The following is a 25,436-nucleotide window of genomic DNA, read 5'->3' as shown; positions in this document are numbered from 1 at the left end:
AAGGACCGTGAGGGCGGTCCCGGAACGTTTCTTCGATCAGAGCTTCGTCCAGGCCTCGGTGAGGGTGGCCCGGAGGATCTGCTCGATCTCGTCGAACGTGGACTGGTTCGAGATCAGCGGCGGAGCCAGCTGGATGACCGGGTCGCCACGGTCGTCGGCACGGCAGTACAGACCGTTGTCGAACAGCGCCTTGGAGAGGAAGCCGTACAGGACGCGCTCGGTCTCGTCGTCGTTGAACGACTCCTTGGTGACCTTGTCCTTGACGAGCTCGATGCCGTAGAAGAAGCCGTTGCCGCGGACGTCGCCGACGATCGGCAGGTCGTGCAGCTTCTGCAGGGTCGACAGGAAGTTGCCCTCGTTGTCGAGCACGTGCTGGTTCAGCTTCTCGCTCTCGAAGATGTCGAGGTTGGCGAGGCCGACGGCCGCGGAGACCGGGTGGCCGCCGAAGGTGTAGCCGTGCAGGAAGGTGTTGTCGCCCTTGTAGAACGGCTCGGCCAGGCGGTCCGAGATGATGCAGGCGCCGATCGGGGAGTAGCCCGAGGTCATGCCCTTGGCGCAGGTGATCATGTCCGGCACGTAGCCGAACTTGTCACAGGCGAAGGTCGTGCCGAGGCGGCCGAAGGCGCAGATGACCTCGTCGGAGACGAGCAGCACGTCGTACTGGTCGCAGATCTCGCGGACCCGCTGGAAGTACCCGGGCGGCGGCGGGAAGCAGCCACCGGCGTTCTGCACCGGCTCCAGGAAGACGGCCGCGACGGTGTCGGGGCCCTCGAAGAGGATCTGCTGCTCGATCTGGTCGGCGGCCCAGCGGCCGAAGGCCTCCGGGTCGTCACCGAAGAGCGGCGCGCGGTAGATGTTGGTGTTCGGCACCTTGTGCGCGCCGGGGACCAGCGGCTCGAAGGGGGCCTTCAGGCCCGGCAGGCCGGTGATCGACAGGGCGCCCTGCGGGGTGCCGTGGTAGGCGACCGCGCGGGAGATGACCTTGTACTTGGTCGGCTTGCCGACCAGCTTGAAGTACTGCTTGGCGAGCTTCCAGGCGGTCTCGACCGCCTCGCCGCCACCGGTGGTGAAGAAGACCTTGTTGAGGTCGCCCGGGGCTTCGTTGGCGAGGCGCTCGGCCAGCTCGACGGCCTTCGGGTGGGCGTAGGACCACACCGGGAAGAAGGCGAGCTCCTGGGCCTGCTTGGCGGCGACCTCGGCGAGCTCCTTGCGGCCGTGGCCGGCCTGGACCACGAACAGGCCGGCGAGGCCGTCGAGGTAGCGCTTGCCCTTGTCGTCGTAGATGTAGGTGCCCTCACCGCGGACGATGGTGGGGACGGGGCTGTTCTCGTACGACGACATGCGGGTGAAGTGCATCCACAGGTGGTCGTAGGCGGTCTTGGAGAGGTCCTTGCTCACGGCTATCGGGTTCCCCACATATAGGTCTGCTTCTTGAGCTTGAGGTAGACGAAGCTCTCGGTGGAGCGCACGCCGGGGAGTGTGCGGATGCGCCGGTTGATCACATCCAGCAGGTGGTCGTCGTCCTCGCAGACGATCTCCACCATGAGGTCGAACGAGCCCGCGGTCATCACCACGTACTCGCACTCGGCCATGGCCGTCACGGCGTCCGCGACCTGCTCCACGTCGCCCTCGACGTTGATGCCGACCATCGCCTGCCGCCGGAAGCCCACGGTGAGCGGGTCGGTGACGGCGACGATCTGCATGACGCCTTGGTCGAGGAGCTTCTGGACGCGCTGGCGCACGGCCGCCTCGGAGAGGCCCACGGCCTTGCCGATGGCGGCGTACGGACGGCGTCCGTCCTCCTGGAGCTGTTCGATGATCGCCAGGGACACGGCATCGATCGCGGGGGACGATCCATTCCCGGTCCTGGTCTCTGCGCTTCGACTGGCCACGCATCCACTGTGCACCGAGTCTCGTCACTCGCGCAAGCCGAGAACGAGGAAATTCGTTGTTCTGGTGATCGAATACCACTGAATCCGAAGTTCTAGAGCGTCGGGCCTGTCGAAAACGTCGCCACAGCGACTAGGGTGGGCCTGTCCAGCACTTGGACACCGAGCACCGAGCACCACGAGACCGACAGGAGGGGTGGCAAGTGACCACCGAGCTGCGTCGTCTGCGCAACTACATCAACGGGGAGTTCCGGGACGCCGCCGACGGACGGACCATCGACGTGGTCAACCCGGCCACCGGCGAGGTGTACGCCACTTCCCCGCTGTCCGGGCAGGCCGACGTCGACGCCGCCATGGAGGCCGCCGCGGCCGCCTTCCCCGCCTGGCGGGACACCACCCCGGCGGAGCGCCAGAAGGTCCTCCTCAAGATCGCGGACGCCTTCGAGGAGCGCGCCGAGGACCTCATCGCCGCCGAGTCCGAGAACACCGGCAAGCCCCTCGCGCTCACCCGCACCGAAGAGGTGCCCCCGATGGTGGACCAGATCCGCTTCTTCGCCGGCGCCGCCCGCCTGCTGGAGGGCAAGTCCGCCGGCGAGTACATGGAGGGCATGACCTCCATCATCCGGCGCGAGCCGGTCGGCGTCTGTGCCCAGGTCGCCCCGTGGAACTACCCGATGATGATGGCCGTCTGGAAGTTCGCCCCGGCCCTCGCCGCGGGCAACACCGTCGTGCTGAAGCCGTCGGACACCACCCCGGCGTCCACCGTGCTGATGGCCGAGATCATCGGCTCGATCGTCCCCAAGGGCGTCTTCAACGTCATCTGCGGCGACCGCGACACCGGCCGCGCCATGGTCGAGCACCCGACCCCCGCGATGGCCTCCATCACCGGCTCCGTACGCGCCGGCATGCAGGTCGCCGAGTCCGCCGCCAAGGACGTCAAGCGCGTCCACCTGGAGCTGGGCGGCAAGGCGCCGGTCGTCGTCTTCGAGGACACCGACATCGCCAAGGCCGTCGAGGACATCGCGGTCGCGGGCTTCTTCAACGCCGGCCAGGACTGCACCGCGGCCACCCGCGTGCTCGTCCAGGAGTCCATCCACGACGAGTTCGTCGCCGCGCTCGCCAAGGCCGCCGCCGAGACGAAGACCGGCCAGCCGGACGACGAGGACGTGCTGTACGGCCCGCTCAACAACGCCAACCAGCTGAAGCAGGTCAGCGGCTTCATCGAGCGCCTCCCCGCCCACGCCAAGGTCGAGGCGGGCGGCCACCGGGTCGGCGACAAGGGCTACTTCTACGCCCCGACCGTCGTCTCCGGCCTCAAGCAGGACGACGAGATCATCCAGAACGAGGTCTTCGGCCCGGTCATCACCGTCCAGTCCTTCACGGACGAGGAGCAGGCCGTCGCGTACGCGAACGGCGTCGAGTACGCCCTCGCCTCCTCCGTCTGGACCAAGGACCACGCCCGCGCCATGCGCCTGTCGAAGAACCTGGACTTCGGCTGCGTCTGGATCAACACCCACATCCCGCTGGTCGCGGAGATGCCGCACGGCGGCTTCAAGAAGTCGGGTTACGGCAAGGACCTGTCGTCGTACGGCTTCGAGGACTACACGCGCATCAAGCACGTGATGACCTCGCTGGGCTGATCCCCTCGGGAATACCGTCGCGGGCGGGCCGGGTCTCCGGTCCGCCCGCTCGGCGTTTCCCGGTCCGCGTTTTCCGGCGTATGGGCGTCTCCCGGGCGGGTACCCGCGGGCCATGAACGACAAGACGCCCGACAGGACACCGGACAAGACGCCGCAGAAACGCGCCCGCGAGCGGGCGGAGAAGGAGCCCGGGGCCCACTCGGGCGCCGAGCGCCAGGCGGGCCACCGCACCGTCCCCGGTACGGCGAGCGCCGCGGAGGGCTTCCGCCCCGGTGAGGGGACGGGCGGCGGCGAGCCGCTCAAGGGGGTCGAGGCGGACGAGGACGACGCCCACGGTCAGTAGGCGCGCCCCGAGCGGTCGAGGGCGACGCCCACGGGCAGTGAGCAGGCCCCGACCCGTCGCGCACCGCGCCCGCCGTTCAGTAAGCGGCCCGCGGGCCGTCGTGCACCACGCCCGCCGTCAGGAGGCGCGCCCCGGGCCGTCGTGGGGGGTGCCCACGGTTACTGAGCGACCCCAGGGCCGCCGGTAGCGAAGGGGACGCGGCTGAGTACTTCCCGGTCCACGCCCTTCGGCGCCTCCGGGCGGCTCACGTAGAGCTTCCCGTCGTCCGCCGGGGTGAGCACCATCGACCCCTGCTCGCGGCAGGCGGCCTTGGCCGGGAGGAGCGGCCCGACGACGAGCCGGTCGCCCTGCGCGCCGGACAGCTCACCCTTCCACTGGCAGCTCTCCTCGGACGAATCCGCACGGCGCGCCGTGACGGCCTGGGTGCCGACGGCGCCCTGTTCGATCGTCAGCGTCAGAGCCTTGCCTCCGGGCGTGACCGCCATGCCCCAGGTGCCCAGGAACCGCGCGGGCACGGCGGTGTCGCCCGTCTCGGCCGGGCGGAGCGTCGTCGACTTGCCCCCCGCCTGCCACAGCAGTGTGCCGTCCGGCTGCGCCTTGAGGGTCTGCTCGGCGGCCGGCTCGTCGCAGTCCTTCGTGTCCTCCGGTACGTGCCGGACCCGGGTGCCCGCACCCAGGACGATCTTCTCGCGACCGGCGGACACCAGCGGTACGCGGTCCTCGCACAGGGCGTGGGGCAGGGTGTACGTGACCGTGGCGACCGTCTCGTTCTTCTGCCCCTGGACGATGTCGAGGCGCCCCGCGAACTCGCTCTTGGACCCCGACCCCATCGTGCCCTCCCAGGAGCCGAGATAGGCGCCGGGTACGGCGCCCACCGGCTCCTTGATCTCGGGCTCCTCCTCCTCGCCGACGAGCACACCGATGATCACCAGCAGCACGATGACCGCCAGCGGCAGCCCGAACACGATGCCCAGGACGATCAGCGTCACCCGCCCGCCGCTCATCGGCGGCCGGGTGGCCGGGGGCGGGGTGGGCTGGTGCGGGTACGGATACGGGCCGGGCCCCGGGGGCGGGGTCGGGAACGCCGTGGGCCCGTACGGCCCCGGGTGCGGCGGCGGCGTCGGCTGCTGCGGCAGCTGCCGGAGCGCCGGCGCCGGGGCGGGCCCCGGCACGACGGTGGCCGCCGCCGAGGCGGGCGCCTCCGCGTCCAGCAGCCGCGCCGCCCGCTGCCCGAGCTGCGCGAGCAGCGCGCCCGGCAGCCAGGCCCCGGCGGGCTCGGCGTCCCGTGTGGCCTCGATCAGCTCCGCGACGGAGGGCCGCCCGGCCGGGTCCTTGATCAGACAGGCCCGGACGAGCCCGGCGAGCCTCGGCGGCACACCCGTCAGGTCCGGCTCCTCCTGCACGATCCGGTACATCACGCTGTGCACGCCGCTGTCGAGGCTGCCGAACGGCGTCCGCCCCGTCGCCGCGTACGCGAGCACCGCACCCAGGCAGAACACGTCCGACGCCGGGGTGATGGCCCCGCCGCGCACCTGCTCCGGCGCCATGAAGCCGGGCGAGCCGACGACCGCGCCGGTGCGGGTCCTGACGTCACCGGCGGCGCTGTGCGCGTCCAGCGCGCGGGCGATGCCGAAGTCGATCACCCGCGGACCGTCCACGGTCACCAGGATGTTGGAGGGCTTCAGGTCGCGGTGCACCAGGCCCACGGAGTGGATGGCCCCCAGCGCCTGGGACAGCCCGCTCGCCAGGGCGCGTACCGACTCCTCGGGCAGCGGCCCGTGGTCCTTGCCGACGACCTCCGAGAGGGAGGGGCCCGGGATGTACCCGGTCGCCACCCAGGGCATCGCGGCCCCGGTGTCGGCGTCGAGGACCGGTGCCGTCCACCGCCCGCCGACCCTCCGCGCCGCGTCGACCTCCTGGGCGAACCGCTGCCGGAACTCACCGTCCTGCGAGAGCTGACGGAGGATCAGCTTCACGGCGACGGTCCGGCCGCCCTCGCTGCGCGCGAGGTACACACGGCCCATCCCGCCCTCGCCCAGGCGTCCGAGAAGGCGGTACGGGCCTATCCAGGCCGGGTCTTCAGCGGTGATCGGTTGCACGCTCGGATCTTCGCACAGCGGCGCCCCGAGTGCCGGGGGTGGGGTAAAGGCCGCGTAAACACCGGCGTACGCTGCGGACATGAGCGAGACCCGCGCCCTTCTGCGGCGTATACGCATGTGGTTGGTGTTCTTCATCGTCTGTCTGGTGCTGAGCGGTCTGACGGCCTTTCCGCTCGTCACCGAGCTCCACCTCGCCGAGAGCGCCCTGAACGGCTGGGCGTCACCGGTCGCCGACACCTTCCCCGGTCTGGCGGAGTGGATCGGGCGCGTCCGCGTCGGCCTCGACACCGCCGACCAGCGCTACCCCTTCCTGCTCTACGGGACCGACTGGCTCGCCTTCGCGCACCTCGTCATCGCGGTCGCCTTCTACGGGCCCTACCGCGACCCCGTACGCAACATCTGGGTCATCGAGTTCGGCATGATCGCCTGCGCCGGGATCGTCCCGCTGGCGCTGATCTGCGGGCCCATCCGGGACATCCCCTTCTGGTGGTCGGTGATCGACATGTCCTTCGGGGTCTTCGGCGTCATCCCGCTGCTGATCGTCCACCGCATGATCAAGCGCCTGGAGTCGCTGACGGAACCGGTCGGCGGGGTGCGCCGCGCGCTCCCCGTCTGAGACCGCTACCGGCCGCGCAGGACCGAGGTGAGCGTGTCCACCCGGTTGGTGGTGATCGAGTCGACGCCGCACGCGACCAGCCGGCGCATGGTCCTGCGGGTGTCGGCCGTCCACGCCGAGACGAGCAGCCCGTCGCGGTGGACGCGCTCGGTCAGCGCGCGGCTGACCAGCCCGAAGCGGTAGTTGAGCCAGCGCGGCGCCACCGCGTCCAGCAGCACGGGACGCGGCGGGGCCAGCGTCGTCCAGGTCAGCGCGATCTCGGCGGCCGGGTCGGCCGCCCGTACCGGCAGCATCGCGGCGGAGCCGGCGCAGTAGTACACGCGCTCGGCCGCGCCGCAGTCGTGCACGGTCCCGACGATGGTCCGCACCGCCGCCTCCGTGGCGCCGGGCAGGTCGATCATCACCCGGTGCCCGCCGCCGATCGCGTCCAGCGCCTCCACCAGCGTCGGCACGCCCTCCGCGCCGGTCAGCTCGCGCACCTCGGCGAGGGTGAGCCGGTCCAGCCGCCGGTCGACGCCCCACAGCCGCTTCAGCGTGTCGTCGTGGAGCAGCACCGGGACGCCGTCGCGGGTGAGCCGTACGTCGATCTCGACGGCGTCCGCGCCGCGCGCGAGCGCCGAACGGATCGACGCCGTCGTGTTCTCGCGGACGCGGTACGGGTCGCCCCGGTGCGCGACGACGGTGACCGGGGGCATCAGCGGGCGAGCCACGCGGCGGTGTAGTCGTCGATCTCGGCGGCGATCCTCGCCTTGCCGGCCGCGTCCAGGAAGGACGCCTCGACGGCGTTCTTGGCGAGCTCGGCGATGCCGCGCTCGTCCAGCTCCAGCAGCCGGGCGGCGACCGCGTACTCGTTGTTCAGGTCGGTGCCGAACATCGGCGGGTCGTCGGAGTTGACGGTGACCAGCACCCCGGCGGCGACCATCTCCTTGATCGGGTGCTGCTCGATGTCCGTGACCGCGCGGGTGGCGATGTTCGAGGTCGGGCAGACCTCCAGCGGGATGCGGTGCTCCGCGAGGTACGCCAGCAGCTCCGGGTCCCGCGGCGCGCTGGTGCCGTGGCCGATGCGCTCGGCGCGCAGCTCGCGCAGCGCGTCCCAGATGGTCTGCGGCCCGGTCGTCTCGCCCGCGTGCGGCACCGAGTGCAGGCCGGCCGCGAGGGCCCGGTCGAAGTACGGCTTGAACTGCGGGCGCCCCACGCCGATCTCCGGGCCGCCCAGCCCGAACGACACCAGGCCCTCCGGGCGCAGGTCGACCGCGAGCCGCGTGGTCTCCTCGGCGGCCTCCAGGCCGGCCTCGCCGGGGATGTCGAAGCACCAGCGCAGGAGGACCCCGAGCTCGCTCTCGGCCGCGAGGCGGGCGTCCTCGATGGCCGCCATGAACGCCTTCTCGTCGATGCCGCGCCGCGTCGAGCTGAACGGCGTGACCGTCAGCTCGGCGTACCGGATGTTCTGCCGGGCCATGTCGCGGGCGACTTCGTAGGTGAGCAGCCGGACGTCCTCCGGCGTCCTGATCAGGTCCACCACCGACAGGTACACCTCGATGAAGTGCGCGAAGTCGGTGAAGACGAAATAGTCGACGAGCGCCTCGGGATCCGTCGGTACCTTGGAGTCGGGGTGCCGGGCGGCCAGTTCGGCGACGATGCGGGGGGAGGCGGAGCCGACGTGGTGGACGTGGAGCTCGGCCTTGGGCAGCCCCGCGATGAAGGGGTGCGGATCGGTCATCGGGGCCTCCTGGGTGCGCGGCCGGGCTGGTCAGGGATCATCGTAGGGCGGTCGTTAGCATGGCGGGACACGATGGGGGAGGCCCATGCCAGAGAACAGCGAAGCGAACGATCCCTGGGCTCCGCCGGAGAGCAGGCCGCCCCAGGACCGGGTCGAGCCGGTCAAGCCGCCGGCGGTCCACGAGCAGCCGACGGTGACGTCCATGCCGGCGGGCGGGGACGTCCCGCCGCCCCCGATAGCCCCCGGCGGGCCCGCCCAGCCGGCCCCGGGGCCGTACGGCTACCCGGCGCCCGCCTCGGCCCCGACGTCCCCCGGTGGCTACGGCTACCCGACCCAGCCCTACCCCGCCCCCGCCGCCTACCCGCCCCCGTCCTACGGCCGCCACACCGGCTGGACGCCCGCCCCGGCCAACGGCCTGGGCATCGCGGCGATGGTCCTCGGCATCGTCGCCGTCGTCGGCTTCTGCTTCTACGGGCTCGGCATCATCCCGGGCGTCCTGGCGCTGATCTTCGGCATCATCGGCCGCAAGAGGGTGCAGCGCGGCGAGGCCACGAACAGTGAGATGGCGACGGCGGGCATCATCCTCGGCGCGATCGGCACGGTGATCAGCGCGGCGTTCCTGGCGTTCATCATCTGGGCGATCGTCGAGAGCGAGAGCTCCCGGGACGACCGCGACCCCTTCGCCACGTCGCTGGTCGTCTCCCGCGACTGACCTCCCGCCGGACGGCGGGGGGCTCGCGGGCGCGTCCGTCAGACCCCCGCCGCGCGGAGCGTCGTACGCGCCCGCATCAGCGCGAACCCCAGGAGGTTGAGGCCCCGCCACTTCGCGGGGTTCGAGGCGTCGGGGTCCGTGGCGGCGAGGCCGATGCCCCAGACGCGGTCCAGCGGGCTGGCCTCCACCAGGACGCGGGTGTTCGTGGAGAGCAGGTACTCCCGCAACTCGGGGTGCTGCCCGAACTTGTGCTCACTGCCCGCGACCACGATGGCGAACCGCTCCCGCTCCCATATCGCCTCGTCGAAGCCCCGCACCAGCCGCCCCGCCGTCTTCGCGGCCGCCGGGCTCCGCGCCTCCACGGCGGCCCGCTCGGCGTCCGCGTCCCCGAAGAGCCTCGCCTTCTCGGCCATCATCCAGTGCTCGGCCGTCGCGTACCGCACGCCGTCGACGGTGAAGGGCGCCGGCCACCACTGACTCAGGCAGCTCGCGCCGATCGTGCCGTCGGGCCTCGGCCGGTGGCCCCAGAAGTGCAGGTACTTCACCCGCTTACCGCTGTTGACCTGCGCCAACAGGTCTTCGATCTTCTCCATGCACGGGAGTCTGACAGCCGCCACGGACACTCCGTACCGGGTTTCCCGCGCCCACGCGACACATGGTCGACCGATTCCGTCGCGTAACCAAAAGGCAACAACGGAATCCCTTGTTGGGTAGGCGGGCCTCTGTCAGGATCGGCACTCAATTCAGGCCGGGACAACGGAGAGCGTCATGGGCAACCGCTTCCAGGTGAAGGACGTGCGGGACCGCTTCGCGGCCGGCGCGCAGTACATCGGCGGGCGAGCACGGGCCGGGACCTCCGGGCGTACGCACACCGTCGTGGACCCCGCGACCGGCGAGGACGTCCTCACCTACGAGCTCGCCGGGACGGCCGACGTGGACGCGGCCGTCGCCGCCGCGCGCGAGGCGCTCCCCGGCTGGGCGGGCGCCACTCCGGGCGAGCGGTCCGAGGCGATGCACCGCTTCGCGGGCGTACTCGCCGAGCGCGCCGAGGAGTTCGCGCAGGCGGAGTCGCTGCAGTGCGGCAAGCCCATCAAGCTGACGCGGGAGTTCGACGTGCCCGGCACCGTCGACAACACCGCCTTCTTCGCGGGCGCGGCCCGCCACCTCCAGGGCCAGTCGGCGGGCGAGTACAGCGGCGACCACACCTCGTACGTCCGCCGGGAGCCCATCGGCGTCGTCGGCTCCATCGCGCCGTGGAACTACCCGCTCCAGATGGCCGCCTGGAAGGTCCTGCCGGCCATCGCCGCGGGCAACACCATCGTGCTGAAGCCCGCCGAGCTGACCCCGCTGACCTCGCTGATGTTCGCGCGGGCGGCCACGGACGCGGGCATCCCGGACGGTGTCGTCAACATCGTCACCGGGGCGGGGAAGGAGGCGGGCGAGCACCTCGTCGGGCACCCGGACGTGGCGATGACCTCGTTCACCGGCTCCACCGCCGTCGGCAGGCGCGTCGCCGAGATCGCCACCGCCACCGTCAAGCGCCTCCACCTCGAACTCGGCGGCAAGGCGCCCTTCGTCGTCTTCGACGACGCCGACCTGGAGGCCGCCGTCCACGGCGCGGTCGCCGGCGCGCTCATCAACACCGGCCAGGACTGCACGGCCGCCACCCGCGCCTACGTGCAGCGCCCGCTGTACGAGGCCTTCGTGGAGCAGGTCGCCGACCTGATGGCGACCGTACGCCTGGGCGACCCGTTCGAGGAGAGCACCGACCTCGGGCCGCTCATCAGCCACGCCCAGCGCGACCGCGTCGCCGCCTTCGTGGACCGGGCCCGCGCGTACGCCACCGTCGTCACCGGCGGCGTGGCGCCCCACAACGACGGCGCCTACTACCGGCCGACGCTCATCACCGGGGCTCCGCAGGACAGCGAGATCGTCCAGGCGGAGATCTTCGGCCCGGTGCTGGTCGTGCTGCCCTTCGACGGCGACGAGGAAGGCATCCGGCTGGCCAACGACACGCCGTACGGCCTCGCCGCCTCCGCCTGGACCCGCGACGTCTACCGCGCCGGTCTCGCCACCCGCGCGATCAAGGCCGGCTGCGTCTGGGTCAACGACCACATCCCGATCATCAGCGAGATGCCGCACGGGGGCTACAAGGCATCCGGCTTCGGAAAGGACATGTCAACCTACTCCTTCGAGGAGTACACGCAGGTCAAGCACGTGATGTACGACAACACGGCGGTCGCCCGGAAGGACTGGCACCGCACGATCTTCGGGGACCGATAGCCCGTAACGGCCCGCACCGAAAGGCAACAGCGCATGGAGCAGTACGAGCCCGACAGCCTCTCCGCGGCACAACTCGCCGCGATGCGGCGCAGCCTGACGAACGGCAGAGGAGCCCTCACCCGCCGTTCGATGCTGCGCGCCTCGGGCGTCGGCGCGCTCACGCTCGGCGGACTCACCGGCCTGACCGCCTGTGGCATCCCACCCGCCAAGCGCGAGGGCGAGGGTCCCGCCTCCACGGACTTCTCGGCGAAGGAGAAGCGGCTCGCCTTCTCCAACTGGACGCAGTACATCGACATCAGCGAGGACGAGAAGCACCGCCCCACCCTGGAGGCGTTCACCAAGCGCACCGGGATCACGGTCAAGTACACCGAGGACATCAACGACAACGTCGAGTTCTTCGGCAAGGTCAAGCCGCAGCTCGCCGCCGGCCAGGACACCGGCCGCGACCTGATCTGCGTCACCGACTGGCTCGCCGCCCGCATCATCCGCCTCGGCTGGGCCCAGAAGCTCGACCCGGCGAACCTGCCCAACGCGTACACGAACCTGTCGAGCCAGTTCCGCCGTCCCGACTGGGACCCCGGCCGCGCCCACTCGTACCCCTGGACCGGCATCTCCACGGTCATCGCGTACAACACGAAGGCCACCGGCGGCCGCACGGTCGACTCCGTCACCCAGCTGCTCGACGACCCCAAGCTCAAGGGGCGGGTGGCGTTCCTGTCCGAGATGCGCGACTCGATCGGCATGACGCTCCTCGACATGGGCAAGGACCCCGGGACGTTCACCGACGCGGACTTCGACGCCGCCGTCGGCCGCCTCCAGAAGGGCGTGGACACCCAGCAGATCCGCCGCTTCACCGGCAACGACTACACCGGTGACCTCAACAAGGGCGACATCGCCGCCTGCCTCGCCTGGGCCGGCGACGTCATCCAGCTCCAGGCCGACAACCCCGACATCAAGTTCGCGATCCCGGCGGCCGGCTACATGACCTCCACCGACAACCTCCTGGTCCCGGCGAACGCCCGGCACAAGACCAACGCCGAGAAGCTCATCGACTACTACTACGAGCTGCCGAACGCCGCGCAGCTCGCCGCGTACATCAACTACGTCTGCCCGGTCGAGGGCGTACGCGACGAGCTGGCGAAGATCGACCCCGAGCTGGCGTCGAACACCCTGATCGTCCCGGACAAGGCGATGGCCGCGAAGTCCCGCGCCTTCCGCTCCCTCAGCGGTGAGGAAGAGACGGCGTACGAGGAGAAGTTCGCCAAGCTCATCGGTGCCTGAGCCCACCCCCTCGTCCGACCTCGACACCCCCTGGGGACCGCAACCCATGACTGACAGCACGAACACCACCGGCGGCGACGTCCGCCTCTCCGGGATCAGCAAGACGTACGGCTCCTTCACCGCCGTCCACCCCCTCGACCTCACCGTCCCGCAAGGCTCCTTCTTCGCCCTCCTCGGCGCCTCCGGCTGCGGCAAGACGACCACCCTGCGCATGATCGCCGGCCTGGAGGAGCCCACCACGGGCACCGTCCACCTCGGCGACAAGGACGTCACCGACCTGCCCCCGTACAAGCGGCCCGTCAACACCGTCTTCCAGAGCTACGCCCTCTTCCCGCACCTGAGCATCTACGAGAACGTCGCCTTCGGGCTGCGCCGCCGCGGCGTGAAGTCCGTGAAGAAGCAGGTCGACGAGATGCTGGAGCTCGTCCAGCTCGGCGACAAGGCCGGGCACAAGCCGCACCAGCTCTCCGGTGGCCAGCAGCAGCGCGTCGCCGTCGCCCGCGCGCTCATCAACCACCCGCAGGTCCTCCTCCTCGACGAGCCGCTCGGCGCCCTCGACCTCAAGCTGCGCCGCCAGATGCAGCTGGAGCTCAAGCGGATCCAGACCGAGGTCGGCATCACCTTCGTCCACGTCACGCACGACCAGGAGGAGGCCATGACCATGGCCGACACGGTCGCGGTGATGAACGGCGGACGCGTCGAGCAGCTCGGCGCCCCCGCCGACCTCTACGAGAACCCGCGCACCACCTTCGTCGCCAACTTCCTCGGCACCTCCAACCTCATCGAGGCCGAGGTCGTCGAGGCCGGCTCCGACCTCGCCGCCACCGCCGGCGGCGCCACGTTGCGGCTGCCCGCCGACCGGTGCTCCGCCCCCACCACCGTCGGCGGCAAGGTGCTCGTCGGCATCCGCCCGGAGAAGATCTCGCTCGCTCACGCCGACGACGCGAGCGCGATCCCCACGGGGCGCAACCAGGTCAGGGGCCGGATCACCGCCACCTCCTTCATCGGCGTCTCCACGCAGTACGTCGTGGACGGCCCGGCCGGCCAGGGCCTGCAGGTGTACGAGCAGAACATCGAGCGCGACTCCCGGCTGGCGCCGGGCGCCGAGGTCGTCCTGCACTGGAACCCGGCGCACACCTTCGGTCTGGACGCGGCCCAGGACATCGACGCGGGCGTGGAAAAGGTGGAGGACGCCGCGTGACGACGACCACGGAAGTCCCCGAAGCCCCACCCGCCGCCGCACCTGAGCCGGCCGTACGCAAGCCGGCCGCCCGCAAGCGGCTCGTCCCGTACTGGCTGCTGCTGCCCGGCATCCTCTGGCTGCTCGTCTTCTTCGCGCTGCCGATGGTCTACCAGGCCTCCACCTCCGTGCAGACCGGCTCCCTGGAGAAGGGGTTCGAGGTCACCTGGCACTTCCGGACGTACTGGGAGGCCTTCACCGAGTACTGGCCGCAGTTCGTGCGGTCCCTGCTGTACGCCGGTACCGCGACCTTCCTGTGCCTGCTGCTCGGCTACCCGCTCGCGTACCTCATCGCCTTCAAGGCGGGCCGCTGGCGCAACCTGCTGCTCGTCCTCGTCATCGCGCCGTTCTTCACCAGCTTCCTCATCCGGACGCTGGCGTGGAAGACGATCCTCGCGGACGGCGGCGCGGTCGTCGGCGCGCTCGACGCGCTGCACGTCCTCGACGTGACCAACTGGCTCGGCTGGACCCAGGGCGACCGGGTGCTCGCCACGCCCATGGCGGTCGTCTGCGGCCTGACGTACAACTTCCTGCCCTTCATGATCCTGCCGCTCTACACCTCGCTGGAGCGCATCGACGGCCGGCTGCACGAGGCCGCCAAGGACCTGTACGCGTCGCCCGCCACCACCTTCCGCAAGGTGACCTTCCCGCTGTCCATGCCCGGCGTCGTCTCCGGCACGCTGCTCACCTTCATCCCGGCCAGCGGTGACTACGTCAACGCCGAGCTGCTCGGCTCTACCGACACCAAGATGGTCGGCAACGTCATCCAGTCACAGTTCCTGCGGGTGCTCGACTACCCGACGGCGGCCGCGCTGTCCTTCATCCTGATGGCGATCGTGCTGATCATGGTCACCGTCTACATCCGCCGGGCCGGAACGGAGGACCTGGTCTGATGCGCTGGCTCCGCAAGAACCTCGTCGTCATCGCGGGTCTGCTGACCCTCGCCTACATGATCCTGCCGAACGTCGTCGTGATGGTGTTCTCCTTCAACGACCCGGCGGGGCGCTTCAACTACACCTGGCGGGAGTTCTCCACCCAGGCGTGGCGCGACCCGTGCGGCGTCGCCGACCTGTGCGGCTCGCTCGCGCTCTCCCTCCAGATCGCCGCCTGGGCCATGCTCGGCGCCACCGTCCTCGGCACGATGATCGCCTTCGCGCTGGTCCGCTACCGCTTCCGGGCGCGCGGCGCGATCAACTCGCTGATCTTCCTGCCGATGGCGATGCCCGAGGTCGTCATGGCCGCCTCCCTGCTGACGCTCTTCCTCAACATGAACGCCGACCTGGGCTTCTGGACGGTGCTCATCGCGCACATCATGTTCTGCCTGAGCTTCGTCGTGACGGCGGTCAAGGCACGCGTGATGTCGATGGACCCGCGCCTGGAGGAGGCCGCCCGCGACCTGTACGCCGGTCCCGTGCAGACCTTCCTGCGGGTCACGCTGCCCATTGCCGCACCCGGCATCGCGGCCGGCGCGCTGCTCGCCTTCGCGCTCTCGTTCGACGACTTCATCATCACCAACTTCAACGCGGGCTCGACCGTGACCTTCCCCATGTTCGTGTGGGGCTCGGCGCAGCGCGGCACGCCCGTACAGATCAACGTCATCGGCACGGCGATGTTCGTCATCGCGGTCCTGGTGGTCCTCGCCGGACAGGTCGCGGCCAACCGGCGGAAGCGCACCGCACAACCCTAGAAACCTGAGGGAGTTGGAAACCATGGCCCCAGCCGCCATGCGTACCGCTGCACCATCACTCTCGGACGCCCAGCCCGTCCCCTTCTGGCTGGAAGACCCCGGCAAGCCCGCCCCACAGCCCGCCCTCACCCGCACCGACCACTGCGACCTGCTGGTCGTCGGAGGCGGCTACAGCGGCCTGTGGACCGCGCTCCTCGCCAAGGAGCGCGACCCGAAGCGGGACGTCGTGCTCATCGAGGGCCGGGAGGCGGGCTGGGCCGCCTCCGGCCGCAACGGCGGCTTCTGCGCCGCCTCCCTCACCCACGGCTTCGGCAACGGTCTCGCCCGCTGGCCGGACGAGCTCGCCACGCTGGAGCGGCTGGGCGAGCAGAACCTGGATGCGATCGAGGCCGCCGTCGCCGCGTACGGCATCGACTGCGACTTCGAGCGCACCGGCGAGATCGACGTCGCCACCGAACCGCACCAGCTCGCCGAGCTGACGGAGGTGTACGAGGCGGCCGCCCGCCTGGGCCTCGCCGACGGGCTGGAGGTCCTCGACCGCGACGCCGTACGCGCCCAGGTGAACTCCCCGACCTTCCTCGGCGGCCTGTGGGACCGGCGCGGCGTCGCCATGCTCAACCCCGCCAAGCTGGCGTGGGGCCTCAAGCGGGCCTGCCTGGAACAGGGCGTACGCGTCTACGAGAACACCCCGGGCCTCGACCTGGTCCGCGCGGGCGGCGGCATGGCCGTGCGGACCCCGTACGGCAGGGTCCTCGCGCGGCAGGTCGCGCTCGGCACCAACGTCTTCCCGTCGCTCGTCAAGCGCGTCCGCGCGTATACCGTCCCCGTCTACGACTACGCCCTGATGACCGAGCCGCTCACCGACGAGCAGCTGGAGGCCGTCGGCTGGAAGAACCGCCAGGGCCTCGGCGACAGCGCCAACCAGTTCCACTACTTCCGGCTCAGCGCCGACAACCGGATCCTGTGGGGCGGTTACGACGCCGTCTACCCCTTCGGCGGGCGCGTGCGCTCCGAGCTGGACCACCGCCCCGAGACGTACCTGACCCTCGCCGAGCACTTCTTCCGTTGCTTCCCGCAGCTGGAGGACGTCCGCTTCACCCACGCGTGGGGTGGCGCCATCGACACCTGCTCGCGCTTCTCCGCCTTCTTCGGCACGGCCCACGCCGGCCGGGTCGCCTACGCGGCCGGCTTCACCGGCCTGGGCGTCGGCGCGACGCGCTTCGGCGCGGACGTGATGCTCGACCTCCTCTCGGGCGAGCGCACCGAGCGCACGGAGCTGCAGATGGTCCGCTCCAAGCCGCTGCCCTTCCCGCCGGAACCCCTCGCGTGGGCGGGCATCGGCCTGACCAAGTGGTCCCTGGCGAGGGCCGACGCCAACGGCGGCCGGCGCAACCTGTGGCTGCGGACGATGGACCGGCTGGGGCTGGGCTTCGACAGCTGACCACGCCATCGGCGCGACCCGCGTAATGATCCGGGTTCACCCGCCTCTCCCCGTGTGAACGCACTGCCCGGCAGGGCAGGCACAGGCACGGACAGGGAGGCTGTGGACGATGACCGGTTCGGGGGCTTGGGGGGCTTCGGGTGGCAAGGGCGCGGTGGAGTGGCTGGTGTCGGCGGCGCCGGACCCCGTCGCGTGCCGGTGGGAGTGGGAGCGCAGCCCCGCGGGGGTGGTGCTACTCCCGGCGGGGCGGCGCTGGGACGTGCTGATCGTGCCCGGCGAGCTCGGCTACCCGGCCCTCGACGTGCTCTCCCGGCTCGTCGACCACCCCGGCCCGGTCCTCGCCGATTTCGGCGACGCCCGCATGGGCTTCTTCGTCCCGCCGGGCACGGCCGCCCGCTGGGTCGGCACCGGCATGCGCGCCGCCGGGCGCGGCACCTGGCTCGTTGTGCCGTACCCCTGTCCGGGCCGGGCGACCGGCGGCACGCGCTGGCTGGTGTGGCCGGACGGCGGGGGGACCCTGACGGACCCGGCGCTGCTGGAGCTGGCGCTGCACGCGGCGGCGGGACAGCTCGCGAGGCGGCGGCACAGGCCGTGAGCGAGGGGGCGGGCCGGGGCGCGACCTGACGAAGTGGCGCTCCGGGACGGGCGGCGCCGGGCGCGCCGCCCCTACCGTCCTGGCAACACGGTCCGCCCTCCACCTCTCTTCAGGGAGCCCCCGCATGACCATCGCCGACATCGCGATCCCCGACAGCGCCCTCGCCAAGGAGGCCACCGAGCTCGTACGCGACACCGCCGACGAGCTGATCTACCACCACTCGCGCCGCGTCTACCTCTTCGGAGCGCTCCAGGGCCGCAACCGCGGACTGGTCTTCGACCCGGAACTGCTCTACGTGGGCGCCATGTTCCACGACCTCGGACTCACCGAGGCGCACCGCGGGTCCACCCGCCGCTTCGAGATCGACGGCGCCGAGGACGCCCGGGCGTTCCTGCTCCGGCACGGGGTGCCCGAGGAGAGCGCCCGCGTGGTGTGGGAGGCCATCGCCCTGCACACCACGCCCGAGATCCCCGCGTACATGGCCCCCGAGATCGCCCTCGTCACGGCGGGCGTCGAGCTCGACGTCCTGGGCATCGGCTACGACGACGTCTCCGACGGGCAGCGGGCCGCGGTCGTCGCCGCGCACCCGCGCCCCGACTTCAAGCGCCGCATCCTCCAGGCCTTCAACGACGGCATCGCACACCGCCCCCACACCACCTTCGGCAACGTCAAGGCCGATGTCCTGGAGCGCTACACCGAGGGCTACGTCCGCCCGAACTTCGTCGACGTCATCACCGGCTCCCCCTGGGCGGAGTAGGTGGCTCTCGACACGGCCCGCCTGCGGGCGGAGTTCCAGGCCTTGGGCCTGCCCCGGGGAGCCGTCGTGATGGTGCACGCGTCCCTGTCGGCCTTCGGCAGGGTGGAGGGCGGGGCCCGCGCCGTCCTGGACGCGCTGCTCGGCTGCGTCGGGGACTCCGGCACCGTCGTCGTCCCCACCTTCACGCCCCAGGTCGCCGACCCCGCGCCGTACGCCCGCGACCCCTTCGACCCCGAGGTGGAGAGCGCCCGCAGGGCGGTGCCGGACTTCCACGACGCGCTGCCCACCCCGATGGGCGCCCTCCCCAACGCGGTGCTGGCCCACCCCGGCCGACTGCGCGGCGGCCACCCCCAGGCCTCCGTCGCCGCCATCGGCCCGCACGCCCGCAGCCTCACGGAGGGGCGGCCCCTGGCGTACGCCCTGGGCGCGGGATCCGCCTTCGCCCGGTTGTACGAACTCGGCGCCCACATCCTCCTCCTGGGCGTCGGCCACAACCGGAACTCGTTCCTCCATTACGCCGAGTCGCTGGTTCCGCACCACCGCCGCAAGCTGCGCCGCTTCCCGTACCCGATCGGCGGGCGGCGGGTGTGGGTCGAGGCGCCGGACGTGGGCGACGACAACGGCACCTTCTTCCCCCGCCTGGGCGCCGAGGCCCGCGCCGCCGGTCTGGTCCGCACCCGCACGATCGGGGCGGCGCCCTGCGAGTTGATGGCGAGCGTGCCGTTCACCGACCACACGGCGGCGCGCCTGGCGGAGCTGCTGGCTCAGCGGCGGGCGGCGTAACCCAGGCCCAGGAGCACCGGCGCGAACAGGCACGCGCTGCCCAGCACGTCCAGCGGCCAGTGGTAGCCGCGCAGCACCAGCCCGACGCCCGTCGCCACCGTCAGCAGGGCGGCGACGGGCAGCAGCCGTCGCCGGTGGACCAGGACGGCCGCCCCGCCGTACGCCACCAGCGCCGTCGCCGTGTGCCCGGACGGGTAGTAGCCGGTCTCGGCGGTCAGCGGCCCCACCCGGTCGACGAGCACCTTCAGCGGCACCACCACGGCGGGCACGAGCGCCATCGCCAGCCCCGCGCACAGCGCCGCCCGGCGGCGCCCGCGCCACACCGCGTACGCGAGGGCGACGGCGAGGACGGGCAGGGCGACCTGGAGGTTGCCGAGGTCGGCGAGGAGTTCGGTGAGGGGGGCCGGTCCGCGTCCGGCGACGGCGCGCCCGGCGCGCTCGTCCAGCCGGGCGAGCGGCCCGTGGACCGCGACCTGCCAGGTGACGACCGCGAACAGCACCAGGGCCGCCACGGGGAGGAATGCCGACCGCCCCGGAACAGGGGGGGTTGTTCCGGGGCGGTCGCCGTGACCGGTGCGCCGCACGCCCCGGGGGGTATGGGGCGGGCGACTGTCCGATCGGTGAGGAGTTCCGGAGCCGAAGGCCCCGGTGGTGTGCGCGAAGGCACGCCCAGGACGGGGCTGGGGAGGCTCCGGCCTGGAAGGTGTCTCTCTCATCTGCGGAAACCGTACGGCAGAGAAGCGGGGGGCCGACAGCGGGATCTCCATCCCGCCATCGGCCCCCCACAACCTCTTCACAGGTGCGTCGGACCGCGTGTGAAGAGCCCGTGCGTCAGATGCGCGCGAACGCGGCCTCGATGACGTCCAGGCCCTCGTTCAGCAGGTCCTCGCCGATGACCAGCGGCGGCAGGAAGCGCAGCACGTTGCCGTAGGTGCCGCAGGTCAGGACCAGCACGCCCTCGGCGTGGCAGGCCTTCGCCAGCGCGCCGGCGGCCTCCGGGTTCGGCTCCTTGGTCGCCGGGTCCTTGACCAGCTCGATGGCGATCATGGCGCCGCGGCCACGGATGTCACCGATGATCTCGTACTTCTCCTGCATGGCGGAGAGGCGGCCCTTCATGACCTCCTCGATGCGCTTCGCCTTGCCGTTGAGGTCGAGCTCCTTCATCGTCTCGATGGAACCGAGCGCACCGGCGCAGGCCACCGGGTTGCCGCCGTAGGTGCCGCCGAGGCCGCCGCCGTGCACGGAGTCCATGATCTCGGCGCGGCCGGTGACGGCGGCGAGCGGCAGACCGCCCGCGATGCCCTTGGCGGTCGTGATCAGGTCCGGGACGATGCCCTCGTCCTCACACGCGAACCACTGGCCGGTGCGGCAGAAGCCGGACTGGATCTCGTCCGCGACGAAGACGATGCCGTTGTCGTTGGCGAACTTCACGATCGCCGGGAGGAAGCCCTTGGCCGGCTCGATGAAGCCGCCCTCACCGAGCACCGGCTCGATGATGATCGCGGCGACGTTCTCGGCGCCGATCTGCTTGGTGATCTGGTCGATCGCCTGCGCGGCGGCCTCGGGGCCGCAGTTCTCCGGGCCGGTCGGCCAGCGGTAGCCGTACGCCACCGGCACACGGTAGACCTCGGGGGCGAACGGACCGAAGCCGTGCTTGTACGGCATGTTCTTGGCGGTGAGCGCCATCGTCAGGTTCGTACGGCCGTGGTAGCCGTGGTCGAAGACGACGACGGCCTGGCGCTTGGTGTACGAACGGGCGATCTTGACCGCGTTCTCGACGGCCTCGGCACCGCTGTTGAACAGCGCGGACTTCTTGGCGTGGTCGCCCGGGGTCAGCTCGGCGAGCGCCTCGCAGACCTCGACGTAGCCCTCGTACGGCGTGACCATGAAGCAGGTGTGCGTGAACTGCTCCAGCTGGGCGCTCGCCCGCCGCACGACCGCCTCGGCGGACGCGCCGACGGACGTCACGGCGATGCCGGAACCGAAGTCGATCAGGCTGTTGCCGTCGACGTCCTCGATGACGCCGCCACCCGCGCGGGCGGTGAACACCGGCAGTACGGAGCCCACGCCGCCCGCGACCGCGGACAGACGGCGGGCCTGAAGCTCCTGCGACTTCGGGCCGGGAATGGCGGTGACGACGCGGCGCTCCTGCGGGATTTCGGTCATGCGGGGCTCCTGGGAAGGGGTCTTTCGGACGCTATTGCTCTTTCTTCCGCAGGCTAGGCGGGGGGAAGGGGTGGGGGCATGCGCCGATAGGGAGTGATGAAGGACGTGTCGTTGTCCGCTGCGGACATAGGACCGCCGATCCGCGTCCCCGGAGGGGTCCGCCCACTAGATTGACAGGTGCACAGACGCGCGCGACCCGGCTGGTCAGGGGGCAGGGGTTCATGGACACCGACGGTACGTACGGCACGTACGGAACGCAGGGGGCACAGGGGACGCAAGGGGCGTCCGGCGGCGGCACCGCCGGCGCCCCCGCCGTACCGCCGCCTGCGCACCCGCCGCGGCCCGCGCACCCGCCCGCCGCGCCCACCGGCGGGGGTACCGGCGGCGTCGTCGCCTGGCTGCGCACCCCACGGCCGGACGCCGAGCCCGGGGTGTGGCGGTTCGGCCACCGCCCCCGGCCCCAGGAGGAGCCCGAGGCCGTACCGGCCCGCCGCCTCTTCGCCGGCGCACTCATCGCCCTGCTCAGCGGCTGGCTCCTGTGGTCGCTGCTGTGGAACGGATACTTGGGCTCCTACTGGGTCTGGCCCTTGGACGTTTTCACGCCGGTCTCCTGGCGAGGGAACGTGGCGCAGGTATTTGCCTCCTACACCTACTACGCCTTCTGTCTGAGCCTGCTCGCGGTCGGCATGGGACGCGTCGGCGCCTGGAGTGAGATCTGGCACCGGTATGGCGTACCGCTGTGGCCGCTGTTCATCCTCTTGCCGAGTGTGTGGCGTGAGATGCCGCGCACGGTCTGGTGGCTGGAGTGGACGTCGAATCTCTACTACGTGGGCCTGACGGTCGCTGTCGTCGCAGTGCTCGGGAGGATCGGTACCTGGCCCGTGTTCGGGCGTCGGCGGACCGGACCGACGCCTGCGCAGGCCGAGCCGCAGGCCGACCCCGCCGACTGGCCCGAGCTGCGGGCCGCCGGGCTCGCCGAGGCCGCCGCGCGGCTCGCCGAGGCCACCCGCTCCGGCGCCCTCGGCGACGTGGACTACGCCCGCATCCGGCGCGCCTGGCAGGGCGTACGGACGCACCCGGAGCGGCTCGCGGCCTTCGCCGACGCCGTACGGGCGCAGGGCGCCGCCGCCTGCGCGCACCCCTCGGGCGTGCGGGACCTGCCCGTCCGGACCGCCGTGCACGACCTGGCGACCGGGCAGGTGCGGATCGGCACCGCCGCCGACCACCCGCGCAACCCCTACGCGCGGCGGACCACCGGCGTCGCGCTGGAGCCCGGGGTGCTCGGCACCTCGCTGGTCGCGGTCGGGCCCGCCGGGTCCGGCAAGACCGTCCGGGTGATCCGGCCGGTGGTGGAGTCCCTGTGCCTCCAGGCCCTCGCCAACCGCGCCGCCGTCGTCGCGGTGACCGCCCAGGGCGCCGCCCTGGCGCCGGACGCCGCCTTCGACGTCGTCGTACGCGTCGGGCGCCCGGACTCCACGCACGACCTGGACCTGTACGGCGGCGCCGACGACCCCGACGAGGCCGCCCGCATGCTCGCCGAGGCGCTCGTCGGCGACCTCGTGCCGGACAGCCGCCGGGCGGCGACGGCGCTGGCCCAGCTCATCGGGCCGTACCGCGCCGCGTACGGCCACTTCCCGGCGGTGCCGGAGCTGCGCGAGCTGCTCGGCGGGGCGCCCGAGGCGCTGGCCGCGCTGCGCGCGGCCGTCGCGGGCGACCCGGCGCAGCTGCGGGAGCTCGACGCCCGGGCGCGCCAGGCGGAGCGGGGCGACGACGTCGCGGTGCTGCTCGCGGAGCGGATCGCGTTCCTGGACCGGCCCGCGTTCGCCCGGTTCTTCCGCGGGGGCGGCGAAGGGGGCGAGGGCGGCGAGGGCGGCGGCGGTCGCGGGAGCGCCACCCCGGTCTTCTCGCTGCGCGCCATCGAGCACCCGCTGCGCGTCCGCGTCGACCTGCCCGAGCGCGGGCACGCCGAAGCCTCCCGGATCGTGGCGCGGCTGCTGCTCGCGCAGTTCACCGAGGCGGCCCTCGCGCGCGGCGACCGGTCCCTCTTCGCCTGCCTGGTGCTGGACGACGCCACGTACACCGTCACCGCCGACTCCGTACGCGCCATCCAGCGGCTGCGCTCGGCCCACGCCGGTGTCGTCCTGGCGCTGCGCACCCTGGAGGACGTACCGGAGGCGCTGCGCGGGCCGCTGCTGGGCGCGGTGGGGTGCCGGATGGCGTTCGCGGGGCTCGCGGCGTGGGACGGGGGCCGGTTCGCGGAGACCTGGGGCACGGAGTGGGTGCAGACCCGGGACGTGACCAACCGGCAGATCATCGCGGAGGAGCCGCTCACCAAGGCGCTGCACTTCCTGCGCCGCCTGGTGACCGGCAAGGCCGCGACGGCCGAGGCGGTCACGGTGCGGGAGGTGGAGCGGCAGCGCTGGTCCGCCTCGGACCTCGCCCACGCGGTGCCGCCGGGGCATGCCGTACTGTCCCTGACAGGCGTCCGAGGGGAACACACCCCTCCGCTTCTGGTCGATCTGCGCACGTAAGACGGTTGTCATACGTGCTGGCAGAATTGAAGGGAGCCGTTCATACGGGACGGCGAAAATCCCTCCTCGAAAGTCCGACGGTTCCGCCATGCCGCTCACGCTCGCCTCGCTCGTCCAGCACTCGGCGCTGAAGCTCACCGTCCGCGCCGGGGAGGACCGCCTCGACACACCCGTCCGCTGGGCGCACGTCAGCGAGCTCGCCGACCCCGTCCCGTACATGGAGGGCGGCGAGCTGCTCCTGGTCACCGCGATGAAGCTGGACGCCGGGAACCGCGAGGCCATGGGCCGCTACGTGAAGCGGCTGGCCGACGCGGGCGTGGTCGGCCTCGGCTTCGCGGTCGGCGTCAACTACGACCAGATCCCCGACGCGCTGCTGGAAGCGGCGCGCGAGGCCGACCTGCCCCTGCTGGAGGTGCCGCGCCGCACGCCGTTCCTCGCCATCTCCAAGGCGGTCTCGGCGGCGCTCGCGGCCGACCAGTACCGGGCCGTGACGGCCGGCTTCGAGGCACAGCGCGAGATGACGCGGGCGGCGCTCGCGGAGGGCCCCGCGGCGGTCGTGGCACGGCTCGCCTCGCACGTCGACGGCTGGGCCGCGCTGTACGACGCCTCCGGCCAGGTCCTCGCGGCGGCGCCGGACTGGGCCGCCCGGCGCGCGGCCCGGCTGACCGCCGACGTCGAGCGGCTGCGGGAGCGGTCGGCCCCGGCGAGCGCGGTCGTCGGCGGCACCGACGACCGGGTCGAGCTCCAGTCGCTCGGCACGGGGCGGCGCGTACGCGGCGCGCTGGCCGTCGGCACGGGCGCCCCGCTCGGCACGGCGGAGCGGTACGCCGTCCACTCCGCCATCGCCCTGCTCACCCTCACCACCGAACGGTCCCGCTCCCTCCAGGCCGCCGAGCAGCGGCTCGGCGCGGCCGTGCTGCGGATGATGCTCGCGGGCCAGCCCGACCACGCCCGGGCGGTCGCGGGCGACCTGTACGGCGGGATCCTGGACGCCCCGTTCCGGCTGCTGATCGCCGAACCGGCCGGCGACCGCGACCCGGGCGCGGAGCCCGCCCTCACCGCCCTCGCCGAGACCCTGGAGACGGCGGCCGCCCGCACCGGCGAGACGGTGCTGACGGTGCCCGAGGGCGAGGAACGGCTGGTGGTGCTCGCGGCCGACGGGGGAGCGGTGGCCGCCGCGTGCGACGCGTATGCCGAGAAGGAGGCGGAGGAGGCCGGGCTGGTGATCGGCCTGTCCGCCCCGACGGGCCCGACGGCCGCCGCCTCCGCGTACAAGCAGGCGGAGCAGGCCCTTTCGGTGGCCCGCCGCCGCGGCCGCGCGCTCGTCGAGCACGAGGAGCTGGCCGCCGGCTCGGTGCTCCCGCTGCTGGCCGACGACGCCGTGCGCGCCTTCGCCGACGGCCTGCTCCGCGCGCTGCACGAACACGACGCGACCGGCCGCGGCGACCTGGTCGCCTCGCTGCGCGCCTGGCTCTCCCGCCACGGCCAGTGGGACGCGGCGGCGGCGGACCTCGGCGTCCACCGCCACACGCTGCGCTACCGCATGCGCCGCGTCGAGGAGATCCTGGGCCGCTCCCTGGACGACCCGGACGCGCGCATGGAGCTGTGGCTCGCCCTCAAGGCCACGGGCGAGGCCCCGGCGCCCCGCTGACG

The 25,436-nt window shown here is 72.1% G+C and carries 23 protein-coding genes; 15 read left to right on the top strand and 8 right to left on the bottom strand.

Features of this window, described 5'->3' with window-relative positions:
- Positions 1-36 precede the first annotated feature (36 nt).
- Positions 37-1,416, bottom strand: a complete 1,380-nt coding sequence (locus tag AC07FJ_RS09445) for an aspartate aminotransferase family protein (protein ID WP_479047086.1) — start codon at positions 1,414-1,416, stop codon at positions 37-39.
- Positions 1,401-1,907, bottom strand: coding sequence for an Lrp/AsnC family transcriptional regulator (locus AC07FJ_RS09440; RefSeq protein ID WP_355356189.1), 507 nt, complete (start codon positions 1,905-1,907; stop codon positions 1,401-1,403). Before AC07FJ_RS09440 ends, AC07FJ_RS09445 begins: the two co-directional genes overlap by 16 nt.
- 185 nt (positions 1,908-2,092) lie before the next feature.
- Between AC07FJ_RS09440 and AC07FJ_RS09435 the strand changes: the two genes are divergently transcribed.
- Together AC07FJ_RS09435 and AC07FJ_RS09430 are read left to right on the top strand one after the other, a co-directional pair.
- Positions 2,093-3,529, top strand: a complete 1,437-nt coding sequence (locus AC07FJ_RS09435; protein WP_361428014.1) for a gamma-aminobutyraldehyde dehydrogenase — start codon at positions 2,093-2,095, stop codon at positions 3,527-3,529.
- Between the two features lie 112 nt (positions 3,530-3,641).
- Positions 3,642-3,872 (top strand): hypothetical protein, encoded by a 231-nt coding sequence (locus AC07FJ_RS09430; RefSeq protein WP_479047084.1) that lies wholly within the window; start codon positions 3,642-3,644, stop codon positions 3,870-3,872.
- 158 nt (positions 3,873-4,030) lie between these two features.
- Here AC07FJ_RS09430 and AC07FJ_RS09425 read toward each other — a convergent pair whose 3' ends face one another.
- A complete protein-coding gene (locus tag AC07FJ_RS09425; RefSeq protein WP_479047082.1) occupies positions 4,031-5,971 on the bottom strand; it encodes a serine/threonine-protein kinase in 1,941 nt (646 codons plus the stop codon).
- A 79-nt stretch (positions 5,972-6,050) separates the two neighbouring features.
- Here AC07FJ_RS09425 and AC07FJ_RS09420 point away from each other — a divergent pair, with 79 nt between their 5' ends.
- Positions 6,051-6,587, top strand: coding sequence for a hypothetical protein (locus AC07FJ_RS09420; protein ID WP_479047081.1), 537 nt, complete (start codon positions 6,051-6,053; stop codon positions 6,585-6,587).
- 5 nt (positions 6,588-6,592) lie between these two features.
- Here AC07FJ_RS09420 and AC07FJ_RS09415 read toward each other — a convergent pair whose 3' ends face one another.
- Complete coding sequence (locus AC07FJ_RS09415) at positions 6,593-7,282, bottom strand: glycerophosphodiester phosphodiesterase (RefSeq protein WP_479048275.1); 690 nt, start codon at positions 7,280-7,282, stop codon at positions 6,593-6,595.
- Complete coding sequence (locus AC07FJ_RS09410) at positions 7,282-8,307, bottom strand: adenosine deaminase (RefSeq protein ID WP_479047079.1); 1,026 nt, start codon at positions 8,305-8,307, stop codon at positions 7,282-7,284. The genes AC07FJ_RS09415 and AC07FJ_RS09410 overlap by 1 nt, the downstream gene beginning before the upstream one ends.
- 85 nt (positions 8,308-8,392) lie before the next feature.
- Here AC07FJ_RS09410 and AC07FJ_RS09405 point away from each other — a divergent pair, with 85 nt between their 5' ends.
- Complete coding sequence (locus tag AC07FJ_RS09405) at positions 8,393-9,019, top strand: DUF4190 domain-containing protein (protein WP_479047077.1); 627 nt, start codon at positions 8,393-8,395, stop codon at positions 9,017-9,019.
- A gap of 38 nt (positions 9,020-9,057) precedes the next feature.
- On the opposite strand, the gene AC07FJ_RS09400 is transcribed toward AC07FJ_RS09405, so the two are convergent.
- The gene (locus tag AC07FJ_RS09400; protein WP_479047076.1) at positions 9,058-9,612 is read right to left on the bottom strand and encodes an NADAR family protein; all 555 of its coding nucleotides are present in this window, start codon (positions 9,610-9,612) and stop codon (positions 9,058-9,060) included.
- A 175-nt stretch (positions 9,613-9,787) separates the two neighbouring features.
- On the opposite strand from AC07FJ_RS09400, the gene AC07FJ_RS09395 reads away from it, so the two are divergent.
- The 9 genes from AC07FJ_RS09395 to AC07FJ_RS09355 all read left to right on the top strand — a co-directional run bounded on the left by AC07FJ_RS09395 (position 9,788) and on the right by AC07FJ_RS09355 (position 19,086).
- Complete coding sequence (locus AC07FJ_RS09395) at positions 9,788-11,302, top strand: gamma-aminobutyraldehyde dehydrogenase (protein ID WP_479047073.1); 1,515 nt, start codon at positions 9,788-9,790, stop codon at positions 11,300-11,302.
- A 33-nt stretch (positions 11,303-11,335) separates the two neighbouring features.
- Positions 11,336-12,583 carry a polyamine ABC transporter substrate-binding protein gene (locus AC07FJ_RS09390; RefSeq protein ID WP_479047070.1) on the top strand — a complete coding sequence of 416 codons (1,248 nt, stop codon included), beginning with the start codon at positions 11,336-11,338 and terminating at the stop codon, positions 12,581-12,583.
- A 46-nt stretch (positions 12,584-12,629) separates the two neighbouring features.
- Entirely contained in the window at positions 12,630-13,784 is a 1,155-nt protein-coding gene (locus tag AC07FJ_RS09385; RefSeq protein WP_479047068.1) for an ABC transporter ATP-binding protein, read from the top strand.
- Positions 13,781-14,716: an ABC transporter permease gene (locus AC07FJ_RS09380; RefSeq protein WP_479047067.1), complete on the top strand. Its 936-nt coding sequence runs from the start codon at positions 13,781-13,783 to the stop codon at positions 14,714-14,716. Before AC07FJ_RS09385 ends, AC07FJ_RS09380 begins: the two co-directional genes overlap by 4 nt.
- Positions 14,716-15,510: an ABC transporter permease gene (locus AC07FJ_RS09375; protein WP_361427993.1), complete on the top strand. Its 795-nt coding sequence runs from the start codon at positions 14,716-14,718 to the stop codon at positions 15,508-15,510. Before AC07FJ_RS09380 ends, AC07FJ_RS09375 begins: the two co-directional genes overlap by 1 nt.
- Positions 15,511-15,532: 22 nt before the next feature.
- Entirely contained in the window at positions 15,533-16,951 is a 1,419-nt protein-coding gene (locus AC07FJ_RS09370) for an NAD(P)/FAD-dependent oxidoreductase (protein WP_479047064.1), read from the top strand.
- A gap of 109 nt (positions 16,952-17,060) precedes the next feature.
- The gene (locus AC07FJ_RS09365; RefSeq protein ID WP_479047063.1) at positions 17,061-17,546 is read left to right on the top strand and encodes a hypothetical protein; all 486 of its coding nucleotides are present in this window, start codon (positions 17,061-17,063) and stop codon (positions 17,544-17,546) included.
- A 124-nt stretch (positions 17,547-17,670) separates the two neighbouring features.
- A complete protein-coding gene (locus tag AC07FJ_RS09360; RefSeq protein WP_479047060.1) occupies positions 17,671-18,303 on the top strand; it encodes an HD domain-containing protein in 633 nt (210 codons plus the stop codon).
- Positions 18,304-19,086, top strand: a complete 783-nt coding sequence (locus AC07FJ_RS09355) for an AAC(3) family N-acetyltransferase (protein ID WP_479047057.1) — start codon at positions 18,304-18,306, stop codon at positions 19,084-19,086.
- Here AC07FJ_RS09355 and AC07FJ_RS09350 read toward each other — a convergent pair.
- Together AC07FJ_RS09350 and gabT are read right to left on the bottom strand one after the other, a co-directional pair.
- Positions 19,068-19,802 (bottom strand): phosphatase PAP2 family protein, encoded by a 735-nt coding sequence (locus tag AC07FJ_RS09350; protein ID WP_479047054.1) that lies wholly within the window; start codon positions 19,800-19,802, stop codon positions 19,068-19,070. The genes AC07FJ_RS09355 and AC07FJ_RS09350 overlap by 19 nt on opposite strands.
- A gap of 115 nt (positions 19,803-19,917) precedes the next feature.
- The gene (gene gabT, locus AC07FJ_RS09345; RefSeq protein ID WP_361427981.1) at positions 19,918-21,252 is read right to left on the bottom strand and encodes a 4-aminobutyrate--2-oxoglutarate transaminase; all 1,335 of its coding nucleotides are present in this window, start codon (positions 21,250-21,252) and stop codon (positions 19,918-19,920) included.
- Between the two features lie 221 nt (positions 21,253-21,473).
- Between gabT and AC07FJ_RS09340 the strand changes: the two genes are divergently transcribed.
- The gene (locus AC07FJ_RS09340) at positions 21,474-23,783 is read left to right on the top strand and encodes an ATP/GTP-binding protein (RefSeq protein ID WP_479047053.1); all 2,310 of its coding nucleotides are present in this window, start codon (positions 21,474-21,476) and stop codon (positions 23,781-23,783) included.
- Between the two features lie 88 nt (positions 23,784-23,871).
- Positions 23,872-25,434 (top strand): PucR family transcriptional regulator, encoded by a 1,563-nt coding sequence (locus AC07FJ_RS09335; RefSeq protein WP_479047051.1) that lies wholly within the window; start codon positions 23,872-23,874, stop codon positions 25,432-25,434.
- Positions 25,435-25,436: the final 2 nt, after the last annotated feature.

It is taken from the genome of Streptomyces sp. NPDC045998 (assembly GCF_056430285.1).
This window is presented reverse-complemented; position numbering and strand designations above follow the sequence as displayed.